Consider the following 20,170-nt stretch of genomic DNA (forward strand, 5'->3'; position numbering starts at 1 on the left):
CGGTTAGCGATTAACTGTTTTGGCTGGAACTAAAAAGACTAACCCCGCCCCAATGAATAGCATGGTGGAAATAATCAACATGCCGATGGTGGTACTTTGAGTCAGATCTTTTAGGTAGCCCATCATATAAGGTGCGGCGAAACCCGCCAGATTGCCCCAAGAGTTAATCAACGCAATACCTGCGGCAGCGGCAGTGCCCCCAAGGAATGCCGTCGGTAAGCTCCAAAACAGTGGCAAAGTGCTCAATGCCCCCATCGCCCCAATGGTTAATCCCACCATAGCGATGATGATGTTGTCACTGAAGCTGGCGGAGATAATCATCCCAATCCCGCCCAATGTCGCGGTTAAAGCCAGGTGCCAGCGCCGTTCCCGCAAGCGGTCGGCACTACGTGAGACCACGACCATCGTCACTGCTGCTGCCGCATAAGGAATCGCACTCAGTAAACCGATAGACAAAATATCTGTAACGCCGCTGTCTTTAATGAGTGTCGGCAGCCAGAAACCAATGGTGTAAAAACCAGCAATCAGGCAGAAATAAATAAGGGTAAGCAACCAGACTCGGGGTTGTAGGAAAATCTCTTTTAGGCTGCTGTGGACATGATGCTGAGTGTCATTATCGATATTGGTCTGGAGGATTTTTTTCTCTTCATCGGTTAACCATTTGGCATGCCCGATCCTGTCCGTCAGTTTAAAAATCACCAAAATACCAATGAGTACCGAGGGAATACCTTCCAGAATAAACATCCATTGCCAACCAGCAAAGCCGTGGAAACCATTAAAGGCATCCATTATCCAGCCAGATAGCGGCGCACCTATCACCCCAGATAATGGAACTGCGGTGGCGAATAAGGCATACATGCGGCCACGACGGTTAGTCGGGAACCAATATGAAATATAAAGGATCACCCCCGGATAGAAGCCAGCCTCAGCTATCCCCAATAAACAACGCATCACATAAAATGACATCGGCGTGGTAACAAAAGCCATTCCCGCCGAGATAATGCCCCAGGTGATCATGATGCGCGCAATCCACAACCGCGCTCCAACACGATGCAACATCAGGTTGCTGGGAATTTCTAAAAAGAAGTAAGCAATAAAGAAGATACCGGCACCAAAACCGTACACCGCATCAAAGAATTGTAAGTCATCGGCCATTTGCAACTTGGCAAAGCCAACATTCACCCGATCCAGATAAGCCACGACATAGCACAACATCAGTAACGGTAAAATATGCCATGCCGCTTTGCGGTAGGCATGATTCTCCGCTGGCAACACCTTCGGTATCACTAAAGGTTCGGTTGATGATTCAGACATAGTAGAGCCTCATATTTTAATTATTCGCAGGGAACAGAGATCAGCCATAGTCCTGTCAACTACAACTGCTGGCGTTGCACATAAAATGTTAATTTTAGTTATTTAATGTTTATTAAAGTTAAATCTAAGGGATAAGTTAGCCAGTGAATGCGATTGAAATCACAATAATTAACACATGATGATATGGGAAATCACAATGCTTTGATTTTAATAAAATTTTAATTTGTGCAGATTCACGAAAAGTAACACAGAGGAAGTAGGAGGTCGGGTCGAAAGCAGCAAATTAGCTGCCCTGCTTGAAGAGGGTGGTATTGCACCAAGGCTGCCACTTCAATACCCGCGATGGTATGAATAATAATGACTATCATTCTCTTCCGAGAATGGTAAATTATGACTAAGAATTCACATTCCCAATAAATTCAAAAAATATTATTGGTAACGCTTGTTTGTATATCCCCCAGATGAGGGGAGTTAAAATAGAAAGAGAAAATGCCATTATGTCCTTTTATATCAAATACACTCAGCATAAATCATGGCGTTCGATATTGCCGGGACTGGGCCTTTTAAGCCTTATTTTCTGCTTGTCCGGCTGTAAACCCGCCGACGACACCACCAGTGAGCAAGCCCCCTCATCAAGTAGCCAAAACGCAACAACATGGACTCGCACCGTAGAAACGGCGAAAGGCCCGGTGACACTGACCCAGCAGCCAAAGCGGATTGTCTCCACCAGCATCACTATCACCGGAACCTTGCTGGCTATCAATGCTCCAGTCATTGCCAGTGGTGCGACCGTGCCTGATACCACAGTGGCTGATAACCAAGGTTTCTTTACCCAATGGTCAGAGGTTGCCCAAGCTAAAAAACTGGTGCCGATATACCAGACAGAGCCGAATGCGGAAGCTGTCGCGGGAATGAATCCAGATTTAATTATTATTTCTGCCACTGGCGGAGATTCGGCGTTGAAGTTGTATGAGCAGTTGTCGGTTATCGCCCCAACATTGGTGATTAATTATGATGATAAGAGTTGGCAAGAGCTGGCGGTTTTGCTTGGCCAGGCGACAGGGCATGAGGCCGATGCGCAGCAAGTCATTGCAACATTCACTCATCGACTCAATGAGGTAAAGCAGAACATTACGCTGCCACCACAACCAACCTCAGCCTTTGTCTATCAAGCGGCAGACAGTACCGCCAATTTGTGGACTGAAAATTCAGCGCAGGGAAAATTGTTACAGGAATTGGGCTTCACTCTGGCTCAGGTTCCTGATGCAGTGAAAGGCAATACCAGTATGGGTCACCGCAAAGATATTATTCAACTGGGTGGAGAGAAGCTGGCCGAGGGCCTGAATGGCGAGACTATTTTACTGTTCTCCGGCGATCAACCGGCAATTGATGCATTGAAAAGTAATAAGTTTTTAGCTCATACCCCCGCAATTGAACACAATCGGGTGTATGCCGCAGGCTATGATACCTTCCGGTTGGATTACTACAGTGCGAGTAAATTGTTAGCGCGGCTTGAGGAAATGTTTAAGGCTAAGTCTTAATCACTTTAAAGCGGGACGATAAAGAGAATATTAATGAGGTTAATGACAAAGTGCCAGTCACGGTGAAAACAGGTAGATCGTAAAGCCGCCGTACTTCTTTTGTTAAAACAAGCGTCCTTGTAGGCTCCAGCCCCGCCATCCGTGGCACGGACGCTTTACTCTTCAACCTGCCTTCACCTTGCAAGATCGGGTTTTTGAGGTTTGTCAGCAGTCTGATATTAATCTTACTTAGCATGGGGTTTTACCCATGCATTCTCATAATAAGTCGTGTTAACATATATTAGAAAATAATAATGATAATCAAAACTATAACTATTTATAAACAATCAGCATTTGTTAAAAAGAGTGACAATGCCAGCGACTGATCCCCCAAACCAATTTTCAGCAAAGCGGCTCAAACCTGCCCCTGATCTCGGTAAATGCACTCCACCTCGCCGTGGGCTTTGGCTACTAACCAGCATTGTTATATTGATGCTAGTGATGGCCGCCAGCTTGATGCTCGGCGCCAAAGCCATCCCATTTTCAGTGGTCTGGCAAAGTTTACTGGGCGAACACAGCAATGCTGACAGCATTTTAATTCTGGAGTCCCGCCTACCCCGCACCTTGATTGGTGTGCTCGCCGGTGCCGCCTTGGGGTTATCGGGTGCCGTCATTCAAGCACTGACTCGTAACCCACTAGCTGATCCGGGAATTTTGGGGGTCAATGCTGGGGCCAGTTTTGCCGTAGTGATAGGTATTACTATTTTTGGCGTTCATGCTATTCACGGCTATATGCTTTCGGCCTTTATCGGCGCGATGATCACCACACTGGTGGTGTATTGGGTAGGAACTCAGGGCGGCGGGCGGGTGAACCCTTTGCGTCTAACACTCTCTGGCGTGGCTATCGGGGCAGTATTACTCGGGATCTCGACCGGCATCTCATTGACACATCCACAGGTCTACGACCGGGTTCGCTTCTGGCAAGCAGGCTCGCTGGATATCCGTGATATGTCGGTAGTGGCGGCAGTCGCGCCCGCTATTCTTCTCGGCAGTGTGATTGCCTTACTATTGGCACGCCCTCTCAATGCCATGCATATGGGGGAAGATTTAGCCGCCGCAATTGGCGCACGCATTGCCCAAACCCAGTTTTGGGCCGTAGTGACAGTGACCTTGCTATGTGGTGCGGCTACCGCCGCTGTTGGCCCGATCGCCTTTGTCGGCCTGATGGTGCCACATATGGCTCGCTGGATTGTCGGGCCGAATCAATGCTGGATCCTTCCTTTCACCTTGGTAATGACCCCCATTTTGCTATTAGTTTCAGATATTGTGGGGCGCTTTCTGGTTCCCGGTGAATTACGAGTCTCCATCGTGACGGCGTTCATTGGCGCTCCTTTATTGATCTGGCTGGTTCGCCGTAATAAAAGGATGACCGCACTATGAAGCCCGCCACTCCGCCATGGCTATTTGGCCGCCCTGATGGCCCCATCAATCTACGCATCCAGCCCCGTAGCTTGATGGTCGGCGGGTTGCTGCTATTGGCCTGCTTGCTGGCGGCCATGCTGGCTTTAATGGTCGGTACATTACCGCTTACTCCGGGGCAAGTATTTGAAGCCTTATTCGGCCATGCCAGTGGGGCGGCGAATATTATCGTCAACCAATGGCGATTGCCCCGTGCTGTCATGGCACTGATTTTCGGCGCCGCACTGGGGATCAGTGGTGCCATATTTCAGTCTCTGGTACGTAACCCATTGGGTAGCCCCGATATCATCGGCTTTAATGCTGGCGCTTATACTGGCGCGTTGGTGGCGATTACTCTGTTTAATGGCAACTATTTTGAGATTGCCAGTAGTGCGCTGGGGGGCGGATTGCTCTCAGCTATCGCGGTGTATCTGTTGGCCTACCGCCAGGGAATTCAGGGCTTTCGGCTAATTATTGTCGGTATTGCCATGGGCGCAATGTTAACCGCATTTAATACCTGGTTGACTATCACCGCTTCATTAGAAGCGGCCATCACTGCCGCCGCATGGGGAGCCGGTTCTCTCAATGGTTTGACGTGGGCAAAGGGCCTGCCATCAGTGATGTTTATTGCCATCGCCGCCGTGGTGGCGATGTTACTGAGCCGCCGTATGCCGCTGCTGGAAATGGGCGATGATGCTGCGGGCGCTCTAGGTGTTCCAGTCGAAAAAACTCGTTTGGGCCTGATGGCTATTGGCGTCATTTTGATGGCTGCGGTCACTGCGGCGGCAGGGCCGATTTCCTTTATTGCGCTAGCCGCACCACAAATCGCAAAACGCCTGTCTGGCACATCATCAGTGACATTGACCGCTTCTGCGTTAATGGGAGCACTGTTATTGATTGCCGCTGATTTGTGCGCCCAACACCTGTTTTCACCTAATCAATTGCCAGTCGGTGTTGTGACTATCAGCATCGGTGGTCTGTATCTTATTTGGCTTTTAATCCGCGAGTCTCGACGATCATGAGTAATGCTAGTTCCACCACTTCACCTACCCCTCGCTTGTGGGCCGAGGCGCTGACTTTGGGTTATGACGGCAAGATAATCAGCGAAAACCTGAGTGTCGCCATTCCTGATGGTGAGTTTACGGTTATCGTCGGCCCCAACGCCTGTGGTAAATCGACGCTGCTGCGCGCCTTGAGTCGATTACTGAAACCGCAGGCGGGTCAGGTGATTTTGGATGGTAAGAATATTGCCAGCCTTGATACCCGGCATGTTGCGCGCCATTTGGGCTTATTACCACAAAGCTCGCAAGCACCGGACGGGATCAGCGTGCTGGATCTGGTGGCGCGTGGTCGTTACCCCCACCAGAAATTATTGCAGCAATGGACACAGGCTGATAAGCAGGCGGTCAGCGATGCCATGCAGGCCACTGGTGTCAGTGAACTGGCAGACAGGTCAGTGGATGCTTTATCAGGCGGGCAACGCCAGCGGGTTTGGATAGCTATGGTGCTGGCTCAGCAAACGCCATTACTGTTATTGGATGAGCCGACCACCTATCTGGATATCGCCCATCAGATTGATTTGCTTGAATTGTTTAGCAATCTTAATCAACAGCATAACCATACCCTGGTTGCTGTGCTGCATGATCTGAATCATGCCTGCCGCTATGCCACCCATATTATCGCCATGCGCGATGGAAAGATTGTCATCCAGGGAAAGCCGCGCGAAGTGATCACCGCAGATCTGGTGGAGCATGTCTTTGGTATGCCCTGTTTGATCATTGATGATCCGGTGTCGCACACCCCTCTGGTTATCCCAAAGGGGCGGTTTAAGGTGTGATTTAGGATTCAGTTTTATACCCTAAATAACTCGAATTGCAGGAAAGCGGCAAGCAAGTGAACCCCGATGAGCTTACTCAAGTAAGTGATTCGGGTGATTGAGTACAGCCAACGCACATGCAGTTTGAAGTATGACGGTTATAATGAGCGAGCAAGCAGTGTAATCCATCAATCAACCCACCGCGCCAGCACAGCGAATCATGCCCACCAGCATAAATCCGATAATGTAATCGATGCCCCGCCTGACGCAGCGCCTCGCTCATGGCCTCATTAACCTGATAAATCACATCTTCACGGCGACCCGCCTCCATAAAAATATCCAATGGATGATCATTACCCAAACCTTGGTAAACCTGTTCTGTCAGCCAGCCTTGACGCTCGGCAGTTCCGGCGGTCAGAGCTTTGAAATTATCAACATCCGGCCACCAGAAGGAACCGGACTGACTCAGCACACCACCAAAACGCTGCGGCCAATGTAATCCGGCATATAGCGAGGCCAACCCACCAAAACTTTGCCCTGCCACCACGGTACGCGAGGCCTGGTCAGTAAAGGGTTGTAGCGCAGCAACTTGCGGCAATAATTCTGTTTGTAGCGCTTGCCAAAAATCTTGATTGCAAGGCAACTCTACTGAGCGATGGGGCTGGTCAATAATGTCGATCAACACATACACACTGGCGGGCAAACGTCCGGCGTCAGTTTCATTATCCAGCACACCGAATATCGGTTGCCTGGTTGCCCAATACTGCCCATCAAGCAAGATAGCTAATGGCCGCTCGGCATTATCTGCCGTGCCGTGTGTGTGGTAAATCCACACATTGCGGCTGTTACCTAGCAATTCGCTATGCCAGGTAATCAATTGCAGCCGTTGCGTATCCGTTGGGAGTTGCTGGCCTGCATCAATCGGCTGCCAGGCGGTCTGAGGTATGGCATCAGCTAAATGCACCGCAGAAAGTGGCCTTCCGCGATAACTGGAATGGGGGGCGGTGTGATTGAACGGATCGTTTTGTGCCAAATCCATCAAGGAGATCCACCAATTACGCTGTGCCTGCCGGCGTTCTTGTGGCGTTCCCTCAGGTAAATTCAGGCAATGTTCCGCAGTAACCGGCATAAAACTGTAGCTGCCACGGAAATCAGATTCCACTTCAGCCTGCCAATACCAAACATGGGTTTGGCCCAGGCGTTGTAGGGTTTCAGGATGAGTACTGTGATGGTCTGTCACGCCGTTAACATCAATGTAGACACGACTATAAGTAGGTTCATCTGCCCCAGCTACCGGCTCCCGCCAAAGAAACGTCAGTCTGACTTTATCCTCAGATATCGGCTCCACCAGCGGCGTTCCCCACTGTGCAATCTGCTGCCACCACGATTCACTACCGGCTAAAGGGTCTGCTAACAAGCGCTGGCTATCAGGATGTTCATTTGTCGTGCTCACACTCAATCCTCTTGATTTCATTGCCCAAGTCTATTCACCACTCATCACGCCAATGTATGCCCACAAGGGGTCAGGTTAAATACATTTGAGGTTAATGACAAAGCTATTGATAACTCAGTGAGTAAAGGGTTTACCGCACCTCGGGGTACTTCGGTGGCTTACGCCACTACGACCCCAACGGCACGCTTCCCCTTAGTTTGACGTTGTCATAAATCTAATACATTTGTTATTTTTATATTAATACAAATAATATTGAGAAGTATTATTATTTGCAATAACATGGTGCGCATTCTTTCTTGAGCGTCACCTTATTCCCGAATATGTATAAGGATACAGCCGCAACTGATTGAATGGGCAGAAATCTTTTTTATATCCATACCGGATAATAAATAAATCTGGGTGGATCCAGCACTTTTATTATTGTATTTCCAGGTAGGGATAAATCATGTTTGATATTTCTGGCAAAAAAATGCCGAGGAAATTGCCATTCCGGGCAAACTACACCTCAAAAACCTTATTATTGACCTCCGCACTGATATTCATCCCCTCTCTACACACTTTGGCGGCAACTCGCGCGCAAGAAACGGCGGCAACAAAAGAAGATAAATTAGTGATAGTTGCCAAAGCGGGTAGCGGGCAACAAGATGCGGGTTTTGTCGCTAAAAATAGTTCAACCGGCACCAAAACTGATACTCCGCTGATTCGCACTCCGCAATCTATTTCCGTCATTACCAGCCAGCAAATGCAGGATCAAGGCGCAACTTCTGTTGCTCAAGCATTGCGTTATACCGCTGGTGTGGTGCCGGAATATCGCGGTGGCTCTAACATGAATGACGAAGTGATCATTCGTGGTTTCGGCTATGCACCGCGTTTTCTCGATGGCTTGAGCTACAACTCATTGGGTGGCGCACGGCGTGGTGGTCAGATTGATCCGTGGTTATTGGAGCGGGTGGAAGTGGTTCGTGGCCCGGCATCAGTGCTGTATGGCCAAGTCAATCCGGGTGGCCTGATCAATATGGTCAGCAAGCGCCCAACGGCTGAAAGTATTCACAAAGTGCAGGTAGGAGCGGGTAATAATAGCCTGGCGGAAGCCGCTTTTGATTTTGGCGGTGTCTTCGATGATGAAGGGAAAGTTCTCTATCGCCTGAATGGGATTGGCAGAACGCAGGATGATGCGGTGAATACCTACAAGCAGGAACGTTTTGCTATCGCCCCGGCAATAACCTTTATTCCGAATGAAGACACCACCTTTACCTTATTAACCAGCTACCAGAAAGAACCCAAAGCCGGTTCACGTAACTTCTTACCGGCGACCGGCACGGTATTTGGTACCGCTTACGGCAAAATACCTTACGATTTTAATGTCAGTGACCCGTCATTTGATCAATCTGAACGCGAGCAAACCTCAGTTGGTTATGCTCTTGAGCATTACATCAATGACACCTTTAAATTCCGTCAGAACCTGCGTTACAGCTATAACAAGCAAGACTATAAGTACTTGGTATTTATGGATTTACTGGCTGATAGCCGCACCATGACCCGCCGCCCACAAATTGAACGCCAGACAACCGCTGAGTTTGCAGTCGATAACCAACTGCAAGCTGATTTCTGGACCGGTCAACTAAACCACACGGTGCTCACCGGATTGGATTATAAACGCACCCGTATTGATAGCCGGTTCTATATGGGCACGGTACAGACAAAATATAATCTGGATTGGGTATCACCGGTTTATGGTCTGAATATCAAAGACAGTGACCTGTCACTGAATAGCAGTGATTTGACCAAACTGGATCAGGTGGGGGTGTATTTACAAGATCAAATCGAACTGGATAAGTGGAACTTCCTGTTGTCCGGGCGCTACGACTGGTCACAGTTAAAAACCATGAACCGTAAAACCGTCACCCAAGATCAACAAGACGATCATGCATTTACCGGCCGTGGCGGTGTGTTGTATGCCTTTGATTCTGGTATCTCACCCTATGTTAGCTACAGCACCTCATTTGAGCCAAGTACCGCCAAAGGTGCACCTGGCACCGGTGCATTAGACCCGGTCACGGCACGTCAGGTCGAACTCGGCATTAAATACCAGCCGCCGGGCAGCCGCACTTTGCTGACCACCGCACTGTATGATTTACGTCAGAAAAACATTAGCCAATACGATCAAGCACTGGCCTATAACGTACCAATTGGCGAAGTTCAGTCTCAGGGGATCGAAACTCAGTTAAACAGTGAGATTAACGATAATATCAACCTTATTGCCGCCTATACCTACACCAAAGGGAAAGTACGGGAAACTAAGACCGCCGCTGAATTAGGCAAAATGCCCGCTCGCACACCTAGCCATTCCGCCTCACTGTGGGGTATGTACAGCTTTGATAAGGGTGTGATTGATGGATTATCCACCGGTGTTGGCGTGCGCTACATCGGCACCAGTTGGGGTGATGCGAAAAACAGCTTTAAAGTCCCAGCGGTTACGTTATATGACTGGATGATGCGTTATGAACTGGGGCAAGCTTTACCATCAATGAAAGGCACCAGTTTGCAGGTCAACGTTAATAACGTATTTAACAAAGAATATGTAGCCAGTTGCGCACAAATGGCGGCCTGTTTCTATGGCAGTGGCCGTGTTGCTACCGCAACCGTCAGTTATTCCTGGTAAACTTTCACTTTCAGCCGCGCCGGTTGATATATGCTGGCGCGGTTTTATCCTAACGAATAAGAATTGCTTAAAGAAAAGTAAATATTTGCTCCAACCCATGCCATTTTGGCGGTTATATTAAAAATAAATCTAATAAATTCAGCCTAATAACTTTTCATTAACCTTTCATTCCATTTAACGTAACCGGACAAAACCATTCTAAAAACAGTGGGATAATCCTATACTCGCTAACAGCATTATTTAATCGCGCCATATATTCAGAGTAAACATGCCAGCATTTAAAGGAATATCACAGCTTATGCACCGAACGCGCGCCTGTAAAAAGCGCCTGTGCGGCATGCTGCTGATTACCTGCTGGTTTTTTCTGAATACCCAACTGGCGATAGCTGGCCATCAGTGTGATATTGCCCCTGCCGACTCGCCGGTCTTTAGCCAGCATCAAGGGCATTTACAATCAGACCCGATGCAACACATGTTGTCGGCGATGGAAATGTCTCATGGTCAGGCGCAAAACTCCCTATGTGAAAAGCATTGTATTCCTGACTCAGTTCAATCTGACAGCGGGATGCTGGTACTGGCAGCTTTGCCGACCCACACTGAATTAGTGCTAGCGGATATACAGCAAGCCCCGCGCATTCACCGCCTCGACTGGCATATGCCGCCCATTGTTGGGCCACCCACCGAAATCGCGCTCTGCCGATTTAGAGAATAGATCCAGACAGATTTAACCACATTATTCACGCGTCTTTGCGTGCTGTGCTTATTTTATGTTTTGGAGCTATTCCTATGAGTACTTTATTTAACGCCGTATCCACCACTGTTACCACTTTAGTTTGTGCTGTTGTACTTTTCTCTGCCCCGCTGTTGGCCGCCCCCCTATCAATGACAGAAAGTATGCCGATGTCCCATAACCACGGGGCAATGATGGCTGATACCACCACGATCAATACCAATAACTATCACTCTCGCGGGCAAATAAAAGCCTGGAATGCCAATAGCGTATCCATCTCCCACAGTGCCATTTCGGCCCTAAACTGGCCACCAATGACTATGTCCTTTGACCTGCCGGATAACCTTGCTACAACCCCAATTCCAGTAGGCACTCAGGTCACATTTAGCTTCCGCCAGACTGAACAGGGCTATCAGCTCACCGCCATTTCAGCACAGCAACCGTAAGGCGGGAGCCATCATGAACCACCTATTGAATCACCCACTGCCGGTGCGGCCTGCGGCTGTATTGCGCTTAGGAATAGCCCGCCTGCTGATGGCTGCGGCATTCAGTTTACCCGCCCTGAGCCACGCGGCGGATATCACTCTGGATCAGGCGCTGGTCTCGGCAGAGCGCTACTCTGCCGAGTTATCTGCGAATCAGCATCAGGTTAATGCGCTGGAAAACATGGCCAGTTCTGCCACCCAACTGCCTGATCCCAAATTGAAGTTTGGTATAGAAAACCTGCCAGTTGGGGGCAGCAATGCCCGCCGTTTTACCCGCGAGGGCATGACCATGCAGCGGATCGGCATCATGCAGGATTATGTCAGCAGTGATAAACGGCAAAGAAAAGCCGATACCCTCAGTGCCGAAGCGCGTAAAACCGCAGCGGGCAACGAAACCATCCGCACCAGATTACAAAAGGAAACCGCGCAAGCCTGGCTAGATCTGGCACTCACCGAGCAAGCCGCGAGTGATGCCAAGGTTTTAGTGCAGGAGAGCGAAAAACAGATAGCACTACAACGGGCCGGAGTTGCCAGTGGTGGTGCGTTACCCAGCAGTGTGTTGGATGCGCGTCTGACCCTGGCGGCGATGCAAGATAGACTAACCACCGCACAACGCGACGTGGCTTTGGCGCAGACCCGACTGACCCAGTTAACCGGTATTGAAGTTCAGCACGTCGATGGCCCCTTACCCAAGTTCTCCCGCCTACCCGCTGCTATCACCGTGTTGCGCGATAGCATTAACCAGCATCCGGAAATCTTGCTCGCCAGCCGCGAAGCGGAGGTTGCTAAAGCACGTTCGGCGCAATCAGCCATTGCGGCGATTCCGGATATCGGTATTGAAGTTTATTACGCCAAACGCGCAGAAGAATATGAGGATATGGCAGGAGTGATGGTAACCGTCGATCTGCCGCTATTTCGCTCGCAACGTCAGGATAAAGACTATGCCGCGGATGTCTCGCGAACCATGGAAGCCAACGACCAGCTCACCCTACTGACCCGTAACCATCGGGCGCAGCTCGACACGCTGCTAGCGCAATATCAGGCCACACAGCAGTTATGGCAGCGACAGATTAACGCTGTTTTACCGCTGCAAAAACAACGTGTTGATTTGATGATGGCACAGTATCAAGCCAATAAAAGCGATTTGAGCAGTGTACTGGAAGCCCGGCGCGCCCTGCTCGATAGCCAGCTCAACACCAGCAATGCCGCCAGAGAATTAGCCCGTACCTGGGCTGCTATCCGTTATCTGACCCCGCAGGAGAGCGTGCGATGAAAAAGTATTTTAGCCTGACTTTAGTGGCCGTCGCCGTCATCAGTGGCATCGCTGGTTATCTGCTCGGAAAACCGGCATCACATGCCATATCAACCGTTGCTGCAAGCCCCGAAGTCACTGCAGAAAACAGCCGCAAAGTGCTGTATTGGTACGATCCGATGTCCCCCGGTCAACGCTTTGATAAACCGGGAAAATCTCCGTTTATGGATATGGAACTTGTGCCGCGCTATGCCGGTGAAACCGTGGAAGATGGTGGCGTCACGATCAGCGCCCGTCAACAGCAAAATTTGGGGCTGCGCACCGCGCCAGCAGAAATGCGTACACTCAACTATCGCCTTACTGGCTACGGCACCGTGGCAACAGATGAGCGCAGTGTACAAGTCATCGCTGCCCGCGCTAACGGCATTATCGAGCAATTATATGTGCGCGCTAATCAGCAGCCGGTGACAAAAAATCAACCCTTGGCGCAGTTATGGATTCCCGACTGGAGTGCTGCCCAGCAAGAGTATCTGGCTATTCGCACATTGGGTGACCGCGCATTAACTGCGGCGGCCCGCCAACGGTTACAGCTGCAATTTATGCCAGAAGAGGTGATTCGCAGTGTCGAAAAAAGTGGCCAGCCACAAACTCGGGTGACACTGCGCTCCCCTGCCAATGGTTATGTCAATAAACTGGATATCCGTGCCGGTTCGCAAGTCACAGCAACGCAATCCCTGTTTGAGTTAGCCAGCCTCGATCCGGTGTGGATTGTGATGGATTATCCGCAATCGCAAGCCAGTTTAGTCCGGATCGGCAGTGAAGTTACTGCTACTACGGCCAGTTGGCCGGGTGAGTCCTTCCACGGCAAAGTCAGTGTATTATTGCCCAATATGGATCTCGCAACCCGCACTCTGAAAGCGCGTATCACCTTGGAAAACTCACAACAACAGCTCAAACCGGGTATGTACCTAAATGTGCAATCGACACCAACGGATACGCTTGAGCCAGTGCTGGTCATTCCACAGGAAGCCTTATTGATGACGGGCAGCCGCAACACTGTATTACTGGCAGAAGGAAATGGTCACTTTAAGCCAGTTGAAGTCAGTGCCGGGCAAACTCAGGACGGTTGGGTAGAAATCAAATCGGGGCTGAGTCATGGTCAGTTGGTGGTGACCTCCGGGCAGTTCCTGATTGATTCAGAAGCCAGCTTGCAAAGTACCCTGCCGCAAATGGCTGACACCCCAGAACCCCAGGTGCCAGCCGTTGATAACACCACACCAGCGCCGGTCGATATTTACTCGGTACAAGGGGAGGTCAATGCGATTAATGGCTCAACAATCACGCTTTCGCATGGCGCGATAGCCGCCTTGAAATGGGGCGCGATGACCATGGATTTCTTGCTGCCAGCGGGCAAGTTATCAGCGGATATACATGTCGGTAGTCAGGTCAATTTCACCTTTATTTTGAATGAACAAGTCGCACAGATCCGCCAGATCCAGCCGGTAAAAGCCAATAACTCCAATAACAACATGGATATTCATGGGAGCCACTTATGATTGCCGCCATTATCCGCTGGTCGTTACGCAACCGGTTATTGGTGCTACTGGGCGCGGTGATGATGGCCGCTTGGGGAATTTGGTCACTGCAACAAACCCCACTGGATGCGCTACCGGATCTCTCCGACACCCAAGTGATCATTCGCGTCAGTTATCCCGGCAAAGCGCCGCAAGTGGTGGAGGATCAGGTCACTTACCCACTCACCACCACCATGCTGTCAGTGCCCGGCGCTAAAACAGTGCGCGGCTTTTCCATGTTCGGTGATGCCTATGTCTATGTTTTATTTGATGATGGTACCGATCCTTACTGGGCGCGCTCACGGGTGCTGGAGTATCTCAGTCAGGTGCAATCTACCCTGCCCGCTGAGGCCAAAGCGGCACTGGGGCCAGATGCTACTGGCGTCGGCTGGATCTATGAATATGCATTAATCGATAGAACCGGCAAACACAGTCTGGCCGATTTGCGCGCATTACAAGATTGGACACTCAAGTTTGAGCTGAAGACGGTGCCCAATGTTTCGGAAGTCGCCAGTGTTGGCGGCATGGTGCGCCAATATCAAGTGATTCTTGATCCGGAAAGGATGCGTGCGCTGAATCTATCTCATCAGCAAATCGCCAGTGCCATTGCCGACAGCAATCAGGAGGGAGGCGGCTCGGTACTGGAAATGGGGGCCGCCGAATATATGGTGCGCGCCAGCGGCTATCTAAAAACGCCAGATGATTTTAGGAATATCGTGATCACCGCGCGTGATGGCATTCCTATTTTACTGTCCGATGTCGCCACCGTGCGCATAGGGCCAGAAATGCGGCGCGGCGTGGCAGAATTGAACGGTGAAGGGGAAGTCGCTGGCGGCATCATTGTGATGCGCTACGGCAAAAATGCGCTGGAAACCATCAACGGCGTGAAAGAGAAGCTACAACAGATTCAGCGCAGCTTGCCCGCCGGAGTGGAAATTGTGCCGGTTTATGACCGCTCACACCTGATTACTCAGGCCATCGACAGCTTGTCATTTAAGTTGTTGGAAGAGTTTTTAGTGGTCGCGGTTATCTGCTCGCTGTTTTTGTTCCACTTCCGTTCGGCGCTGGTCGCCATCATCACCCTGCCCCTTGGCATCCTTGGTGCCTTTATTGTTATGCACTATCAAGGGGTTAATGCCAATATTATGTCGCTGGGCGGCATCGCCATAGCCATTGGTGCCATGGTAGATGCGGCGATCGTGATGATCGAAAACATGCACAAAGTATTAGAACAATGGCGGCGGGATCACCCCGGTCAAACACCAGTCAGCCAAGATTATTGGCGCATTTCGGAGCAGGCGGCGATTGAAGTCGGCCCGGCTCTGTTTTGCAGTTTATTGATTATCACTTTGTCATTCATTCCGGTCTTTACCCTACAGGCGCAGGAGGGGCGGATGTTTTCCCCACTGGCCTTTACGAAAACCTATGCCATGGCGGTTTCTGCCGGTTTAGCGATAACGTTGGTGCCGGTATTAATGGGGTATTTTATTCGCGGGAAGATTCCTGACGAAAATGCGAATCCGATTAATCGCTGGCTCATCGCCCTTTATCACCCAGTATTGACCGCGGTGCTGGCACGGCCCAAAACGACCCTGGCCGTGGCAGGGATGTTATTGCTGGCAACCTTATACCCACTAAGCCGCTTGGGCAGCGAGTTTATGCCCGCTTTGGATGAAGGCGATTTACTGTATATGCCCTCAACCTTACCGGGAATTTCAGTGCGAGAAGCCAGCCATTTGCTGCAACAAACGGATCGTTTAATCAAAACAGTACCCGAAGTGGATACCGTGTTTGGTAAAGCCGGGCGTGCAGAAACAGCCACCGATCCCGCGCCACTCACTATGATCGAAACCACCATTCGGTTTAAACCCAAAAATCAATGGCGGCCGGGCATGACCATGGATAAGTTGATCGAAGAACTGGACGCCAGGGTCAATGTTCCCGGTATTGCCAATTTGTGGGTGCCACCGATCCGCAATCGACTGGACATGCTATCTACCGGGATCAAAAGCCCGGTGGGAATCAAAGTGAACGGCAAAAATGTGCAGCAAATTGAGCAGGTGGCACAGCAAATTGAGCAAGTGGTACGTAAAGTGCCAGGCGTGACCTCAGCGCTGTCTGAACGACTGGCCGGTGGCCGCTATGTGGATATCGACATCGATCGCCAACGAGCCGCCCGCTATGGTGTTTCGGTTAAAGAGCTGCAATCGTTGGTGGAAACCGTGATTGGCGGGCAAAACATCGGTGAAACCATTGAAGGCCGCGAGCGCTATCCCATCAATCTGCGTTATCCACGAGAAATTCGTGATTCACTACAGAAATTACGCGACTTACCGGTTGTCACCGCCAGTGGCGGGCAAGTGGCATTATCTGAACTGGCGGATATTAAAGTAACAGAAGGCCCGCCGATGCTGAAAAGTGAAAATGCGCGCTTATCCGATTGGGTTTACGTCGATCTGCGGGGGCGGGATTTAAAATCAGCCGTCACAGATATGCAACAGGCCGTCGCTCAGCAAGTCAAACTACCGGAGGGCGTCTCGCTCAGTTGGTCTGGGCAATTTGAATATCTGGAGCGGGCAACAGCGAAACTGAAAATTGTCCTACCGGTTACCTTGACTATCATTTTCGTGCTGCTGTATGTGACTTTCAGCACTGTCCGTGATGCCGCTTTGATTATGGCAACCCTGCCGTTTTCCTTGATTGGCGGGGTCTGGTTGCTCTATGGGCTGGGCTATAACTTTTCAGTGGCTGCCGCAGTCGGCTTTATTGCGTTGGCGGGGGTAGCGGCAGAGTTCGGCGTGATCATGGTGCTGTATCTCAATCAGGCAGTCAAAAAACATCAACGGCCCGGTATACCGATGACGGCCAATGAAATGAGTGCTGCCATTCACGAAGGTGCGGTATTGCGAGTGCGACCAAAAGCCATGACAGTTGCGACCATTACGGCCGGCTTGCTGCCTATTATGTGGGGAGGTGGCACCGGTTCGGAAGTTATGCAGCGCATCGCCGCCCCGATGATCGGTGGGATGGTGAGCGCGCCATTACTTTCCATGCTGGTTATTCCGGCGGTGTATATGTTGCTACATAAAAAAGACAGGAAACAACACTAAATCTCAAAAGTATTACTATAGCCCTGCGTTCTGGTTTGCAGGAGTCAGGGCTTTATTATTGATTTCTCATAACTTCTCAGCCCGTCCAGCACGACGAAAGGTTAAGTTAATCCGGTATGCTCCCGCAGCGGGAGAAAACCCTGCTTTGATCGGCAATACACCATGATAATTCAAACGAGACGGCCCGCCCCACACCACCACATCGCCTTCGCTCAATAAAACTCTCTGACATTTAGCCTCACGGGATGCACCACCAAATTGGAATACCGCTGGCAGGCCCAACGAAACGGAGACAATGGGCTGGCGTAAATCCAACTCATCTTTATCTTGATGCAAGGATAACTTAGCCCCCACCTCATAACGATTTATCAAACAGGCATCGGGCTGAAAATCCACAAAACCGGCTTGTTGCGCCGCAGCAACTGCCAACGACATAAAACTTTGCGGCATGGCGGGCCAGCACAATTCTGTTAACGGATCAATCGAGCTGTAGCGGTAACCGCCAACATCGCTGACCCATCCCAACGAACCACAATTACTCATGGCGACCGACATCCGGTAGCCACCTGGGGTAATTAAATGTCGAAAGGGAGCTACAGTGGTAATAGTTGTAATCTCAGCCAACAGCGAGGATGCCTGCTCTTGGGCAAAATGATGTAAAACAAATGCTCCAGGAGCTAACTCTTCAACCCAAGGTTCATTGGGTAACTGAGAAAACAGATCCATGGTCATTATGGCCTCACTATACCTCAAGCTGTTGCATCACTAAGACTGATACAGTCTACTCCAACCCTCGGCTTAACTTAGCGCTATTTCACTCTTTATCTACGTGCCATGTCATTATAAGGAGGAGAAATATTATATTTGATATATTGAGATTAAAAAATTGAAGAATTAATCAATAATACAGAAGAGTTGCGTGAAAATCACAATCAAGTGATAAATAGAAAATAATAAACAAATAATAAATCATGATAATTAATGATATTAAATAACATATCCATGCTCAATATCTTCTTGTTAATCACAATTACATCATGCAAGAATACGTCGGCTCATTACTTAAATGACATTTAAGAATTAAAATAAAAATAGACAAACAGCAAATTAATAACCATTAAAACCATAATGACATGGTACAACTTCTACTTTCACGCACACAACATCAAAGAGAAATACTCACTTAGCATAAATCTTATTTACGCAAGATGAGATGAGATGAGATGAGATCTTAAAGCAATCAAAATAAATATACACCTTATACAGGATAGGTAGCTGCCAAAATGGAGACAAATGAGATTGTGTTTAAATTAGAAGGAACGGTGCTATTTTCTCCCGCACAACGCTGTTTAAATGGCCCCGATGGTTCAGTGGTAATATTAACTGAAAATAATCTGAGATTCTTACAATTACTGCTTAATGGAGTAACAGAGAAAGAACAGATCATCAATCAGGTATGGAAGGAACAGCGTGGAGCGGTCAGTGAAAGCAGTTATTACGGGCAACTCTATATGCTGCGAAAGGCATTTCTCCAAGTAGGGCTGAAGGAATCGCTTATTCATACTATTCCGCGCAAAGGAGTGCGTTATACCGGGTCAGTGAGTAAAATAGCAGTATGTAAAGAACCGCAGGAACAGCAAAACAGCACTGATATGCAACAGATCCCTGCACTCCCTGATGTTTCACAGTTAACCACACTCCCTTTACCGATAGAAAATATCGCTCCACAGGAGTTTCCGGCACAGAACAAACAAAGTTTCCTGCAAAGCTATCGCTGGAAAAAGTTAATTTCTTTACTGGCTTTTTTCTCTTTCTGCTGGCTCTCATTTCTCTCAATCTTAATCATGGTTATCTTATTTAGTGGGGAGAAACCAAATCCTTAACTCGCCAACCAAAATAAATATGATTTAAAAAGGCTAAATAAAGGTAACAAAAAGGATTTTTCAACCTGGAACACGTTTAATAGCAACCACTACCAACGAGGCGAAAACAAAAAAATCAAATCGGTCAGTAGCGATACATCAACTCAATACTTAATTTAAATATCGGGAATACTCCCACTACATTTAACAAGGAAAGAATTATGATGAATTTAATCACTAAAGGTTACGTTACAGCACAAGTTAATGCGCAACAGTTTATAAAAGATAATCGTGGTACGGTTATTGAGTACGTGTTGATTATTGCTGTAGCCGCCTCATTACTGGCCTTAGTAAAAACGCCGTTGAAGGGGATCGTCGATGCATCCATGGAAGAAATAAAAACAATGCTTTCTAATAAATAATAGAAACTCATCTTATCAACACGGCAGTGCCCTGCTGCCGTGTTTAATCTTATATCAGGATGGTGTATTGGATACCCTCAATATATTGATAAACGCACTGTTAATGTTGCAACTATTGTTCGTCTGTTATAGCGATATTCGTTATCGGACTATTAGCAATAAGTTTATTATCACTATCGCTATCAACGCGCTGGCCTTAGGTTTTACTATGAATCATGCGATTAACATAGTGATTCCTTTCAGTGCATTACTGATTGGTTATAGTCTATTTCATTTCCACCTGATTGGTGGGGGGGATGTTAAGTTAATCACTGTGTTGTTATTGGCACTGACGACGGCGAAATCACTGGATTTCATTCTCTATACAGCGATGATGGGCGGCGTAGTGATGATAATAGGTATGTTGGTTAATCGGGAGGATATTCAACAACGAGGCGTTCCTTATGCCGTGGCGATCTCTGCCGGATTTTTATTATCGTTTCTCACCTAGCATAACAGGCATGTCATTTAAA

Annotated in this window: 16 protein-coding genes; 13 read left to right on the forward strand and 3 right to left on the reverse strand. The window is 48.9% G+C overall.

Going from position 1 to position 20,170, the window contains the following annotated elements:
* Positions 1–3: 3 nt before the first annotated feature.
* On the reverse strand, positions 4–1,314 hold the full coding sequence (locus FGL26_RS12485) for an MFS transporter (protein WP_005173981.1): 1,311 nt from the start codon (positions 1,312–1,314) through the stop codon (positions 4–6).
* Positions 1,315–1,811: 497 nt separating this feature from the next.
* Between FGL26_RS12485 and fepB the strand changes: the two genes are divergently transcribed.
* From fepB to FGL26_RS12505, 4 genes are all read left to right on the forward strand, one after another.
* Positions 1,812–2,855 carry a Fe2+-enterobactin ABC transporter substrate-binding protein gene (gene fepB, locus FGL26_RS12490; RefSeq protein WP_005173983.1) on the forward strand — a complete coding sequence of 348 codons (1,044 nt, stop codon included), beginning with the start codon at positions 1,812–1,814 and terminating at the stop codon, positions 2,853–2,855.
* Positions 2,856–3,206: 351 nt separating this feature from the next.
* Positions 3,207–4,274 (forward strand): Fe(3+)-siderophore ABC transporter permease, encoded by a 1,068-nt coding sequence (gene fepD, locus FGL26_RS12495; RefSeq protein WP_032909074.1) that lies wholly within the window; start codon positions 3,207–3,209, stop codon positions 4,272–4,274.
* Positions 4,271–5,314 carry an iron-enterobactin ABC transporter permease gene (fepG, locus tag FGL26_RS12500; RefSeq protein ID WP_032909072.1) on the forward strand — a complete coding sequence of 348 codons (1,044 nt, stop codon included), beginning with the start codon at positions 4,271–4,273 and terminating at the stop codon, positions 5,312–5,314. The genes fepD and fepG overlap by 4 nt, the downstream gene beginning before the upstream one ends.
* The gene (locus tag FGL26_RS12505; protein ID WP_005174007.1) at positions 5,311–6,129 is read left to right on the forward strand and encodes an ABC transporter ATP-binding protein; all 819 of its coding nucleotides are present in this window, start codon (positions 5,311–5,313) and stop codon (positions 6,127–6,129) included. The genes fepG and FGL26_RS12505 overlap by 4 nt, the downstream gene beginning before the upstream one ends.
* A gap of 76 nt (positions 6,130–6,205) precedes the next feature.
* On the opposite strand, the gene fes is transcribed toward FGL26_RS12505, so the two are convergent.
* A complete protein-coding gene (gene fes / locus FGL26_RS12510) occupies positions 6,206–7,561 on the reverse strand; it encodes an enterochelin esterase (RefSeq protein WP_005174008.1) in 1,356 nt (451 codons plus the stop codon).
* A 445-nt stretch (positions 7,562–8,006) separates the two neighbouring features.
* Between fes and FGL26_RS12515 the strand changes: the two genes are divergently transcribed.
* The 6 genes from FGL26_RS12515 to FGL26_RS12540 all read left to right on the forward strand — a co-directional run bounded on the left by FGL26_RS12515 (position 8,007) and on the right by FGL26_RS12540 (position 17,374).
* On the forward strand, positions 8,007–10,223 hold the full coding sequence (locus FGL26_RS12515; protein WP_032912895.1) for a TonB-dependent siderophore receptor: 2,217 nt from the start codon (positions 8,007–8,009) through the stop codon (positions 10,221–10,223).
* A 298-nt stretch (positions 10,224–10,521) separates the two neighbouring features.
* Positions 10,522–10,935: a hypothetical protein gene (locus tag FGL26_RS12520; RefSeq protein ID WP_005174009.1), complete on the forward strand. Its 414-nt coding sequence runs from the start codon at positions 10,522–10,524 to the stop codon at positions 10,933–10,935.
* Between the two features lie 74 nt (positions 10,936–11,009).
* Positions 11,010–11,399, forward strand: coding sequence for a copper-binding protein (locus FGL26_RS12525; RefSeq protein ID WP_005174010.1), 390 nt, complete (start codon positions 11,010–11,012; stop codon positions 11,397–11,399).
* A gap of 13 nt (positions 11,400–11,412) precedes the next feature.
* The gene (locus FGL26_RS12530; RefSeq protein ID WP_005174012.1) at positions 11,413–12,711 is read left to right on the forward strand and encodes a TolC family protein; all 1,299 of its coding nucleotides are present in this window, start codon (positions 11,413–11,415) and stop codon (positions 12,709–12,711) included.
* A complete protein-coding gene (locus FGL26_RS12535; protein ID WP_032912893.1) occupies positions 12,708–14,246 on the forward strand; it encodes an efflux RND transporter periplasmic adaptor subunit in 1,539 nt (512 codons plus the stop codon). The genes FGL26_RS12530 and FGL26_RS12535 overlap by 4 nt, the downstream gene beginning before the upstream one ends.
* The gene (locus tag FGL26_RS12540) at positions 14,243–17,374 is read left to right on the forward strand and encodes an efflux RND transporter permease subunit (protein ID WP_138060242.1); all 3,132 of its coding nucleotides are present in this window, start codon (positions 14,243–14,245) and stop codon (positions 17,372–17,374) included. Before FGL26_RS12535 ends, FGL26_RS12540 begins: the two co-directional genes overlap by 4 nt.
* Before the next feature lie 66 nt (positions 17,375–17,440).
* Here the strand turns inward: FGL26_RS12540 and alkB are convergent, their stop codons facing one another.
* Positions 17,441–18,106 (reverse strand): DNA oxidative demethylase AlkB, encoded by a 666-nt coding sequence (gene alkB / locus FGL26_RS12545; protein WP_005174018.1) that lies wholly within the window; start codon positions 18,104–18,106, stop codon positions 17,441–17,443.
* Between the two features lie 551 nt (positions 18,107–18,657).
* On the opposite strand from alkB, the gene FGL26_RS12550 reads away from it, so the two are divergent.
* The 3 genes from FGL26_RS12550 (at position 18,658) to FGL26_RS12560 (ending at position 20,148) form a co-directional block, all read left to right on the forward strand.
* The gene (locus FGL26_RS12550) at positions 18,658–19,257 is read left to right on the forward strand and encodes a winged helix-turn-helix domain-containing protein (RefSeq protein ID WP_005174020.1); all 600 of its coding nucleotides are present in this window, start codon (positions 18,658–18,660) and stop codon (positions 19,255–19,257) included.
* Between the two features lie 200 nt (positions 19,258–19,457).
* A complete protein-coding gene (locus FGL26_RS12555; RefSeq protein WP_005174021.1) occupies positions 19,458–19,658 on the forward strand; it encodes a hypothetical protein in 201 nt (66 codons plus the stop codon).
* Positions 19,659–19,761: 103 nt separating this feature from the next.
* Positions 19,762–20,148: an A24 family peptidase gene (locus FGL26_RS12560; protein ID WP_032903091.1), complete on the forward strand. Its 387-nt coding sequence runs from the start codon at positions 19,762–19,764 to the stop codon at positions 20,146–20,148.
* The last annotated feature ends 22 nt before the right edge of the window (positions 20,149–20,170 follow it).

Source organism: Yersinia enterocolitica subsp. enterocolitica, from assembly GCF_901472495.1.
Taxonomy (GTDB): domain Bacteria; phylum Pseudomonadota; class Gammaproteobacteria; order Enterobacterales; family Enterobacteriaceae; genus Yersinia; species Yersinia enterocolitica.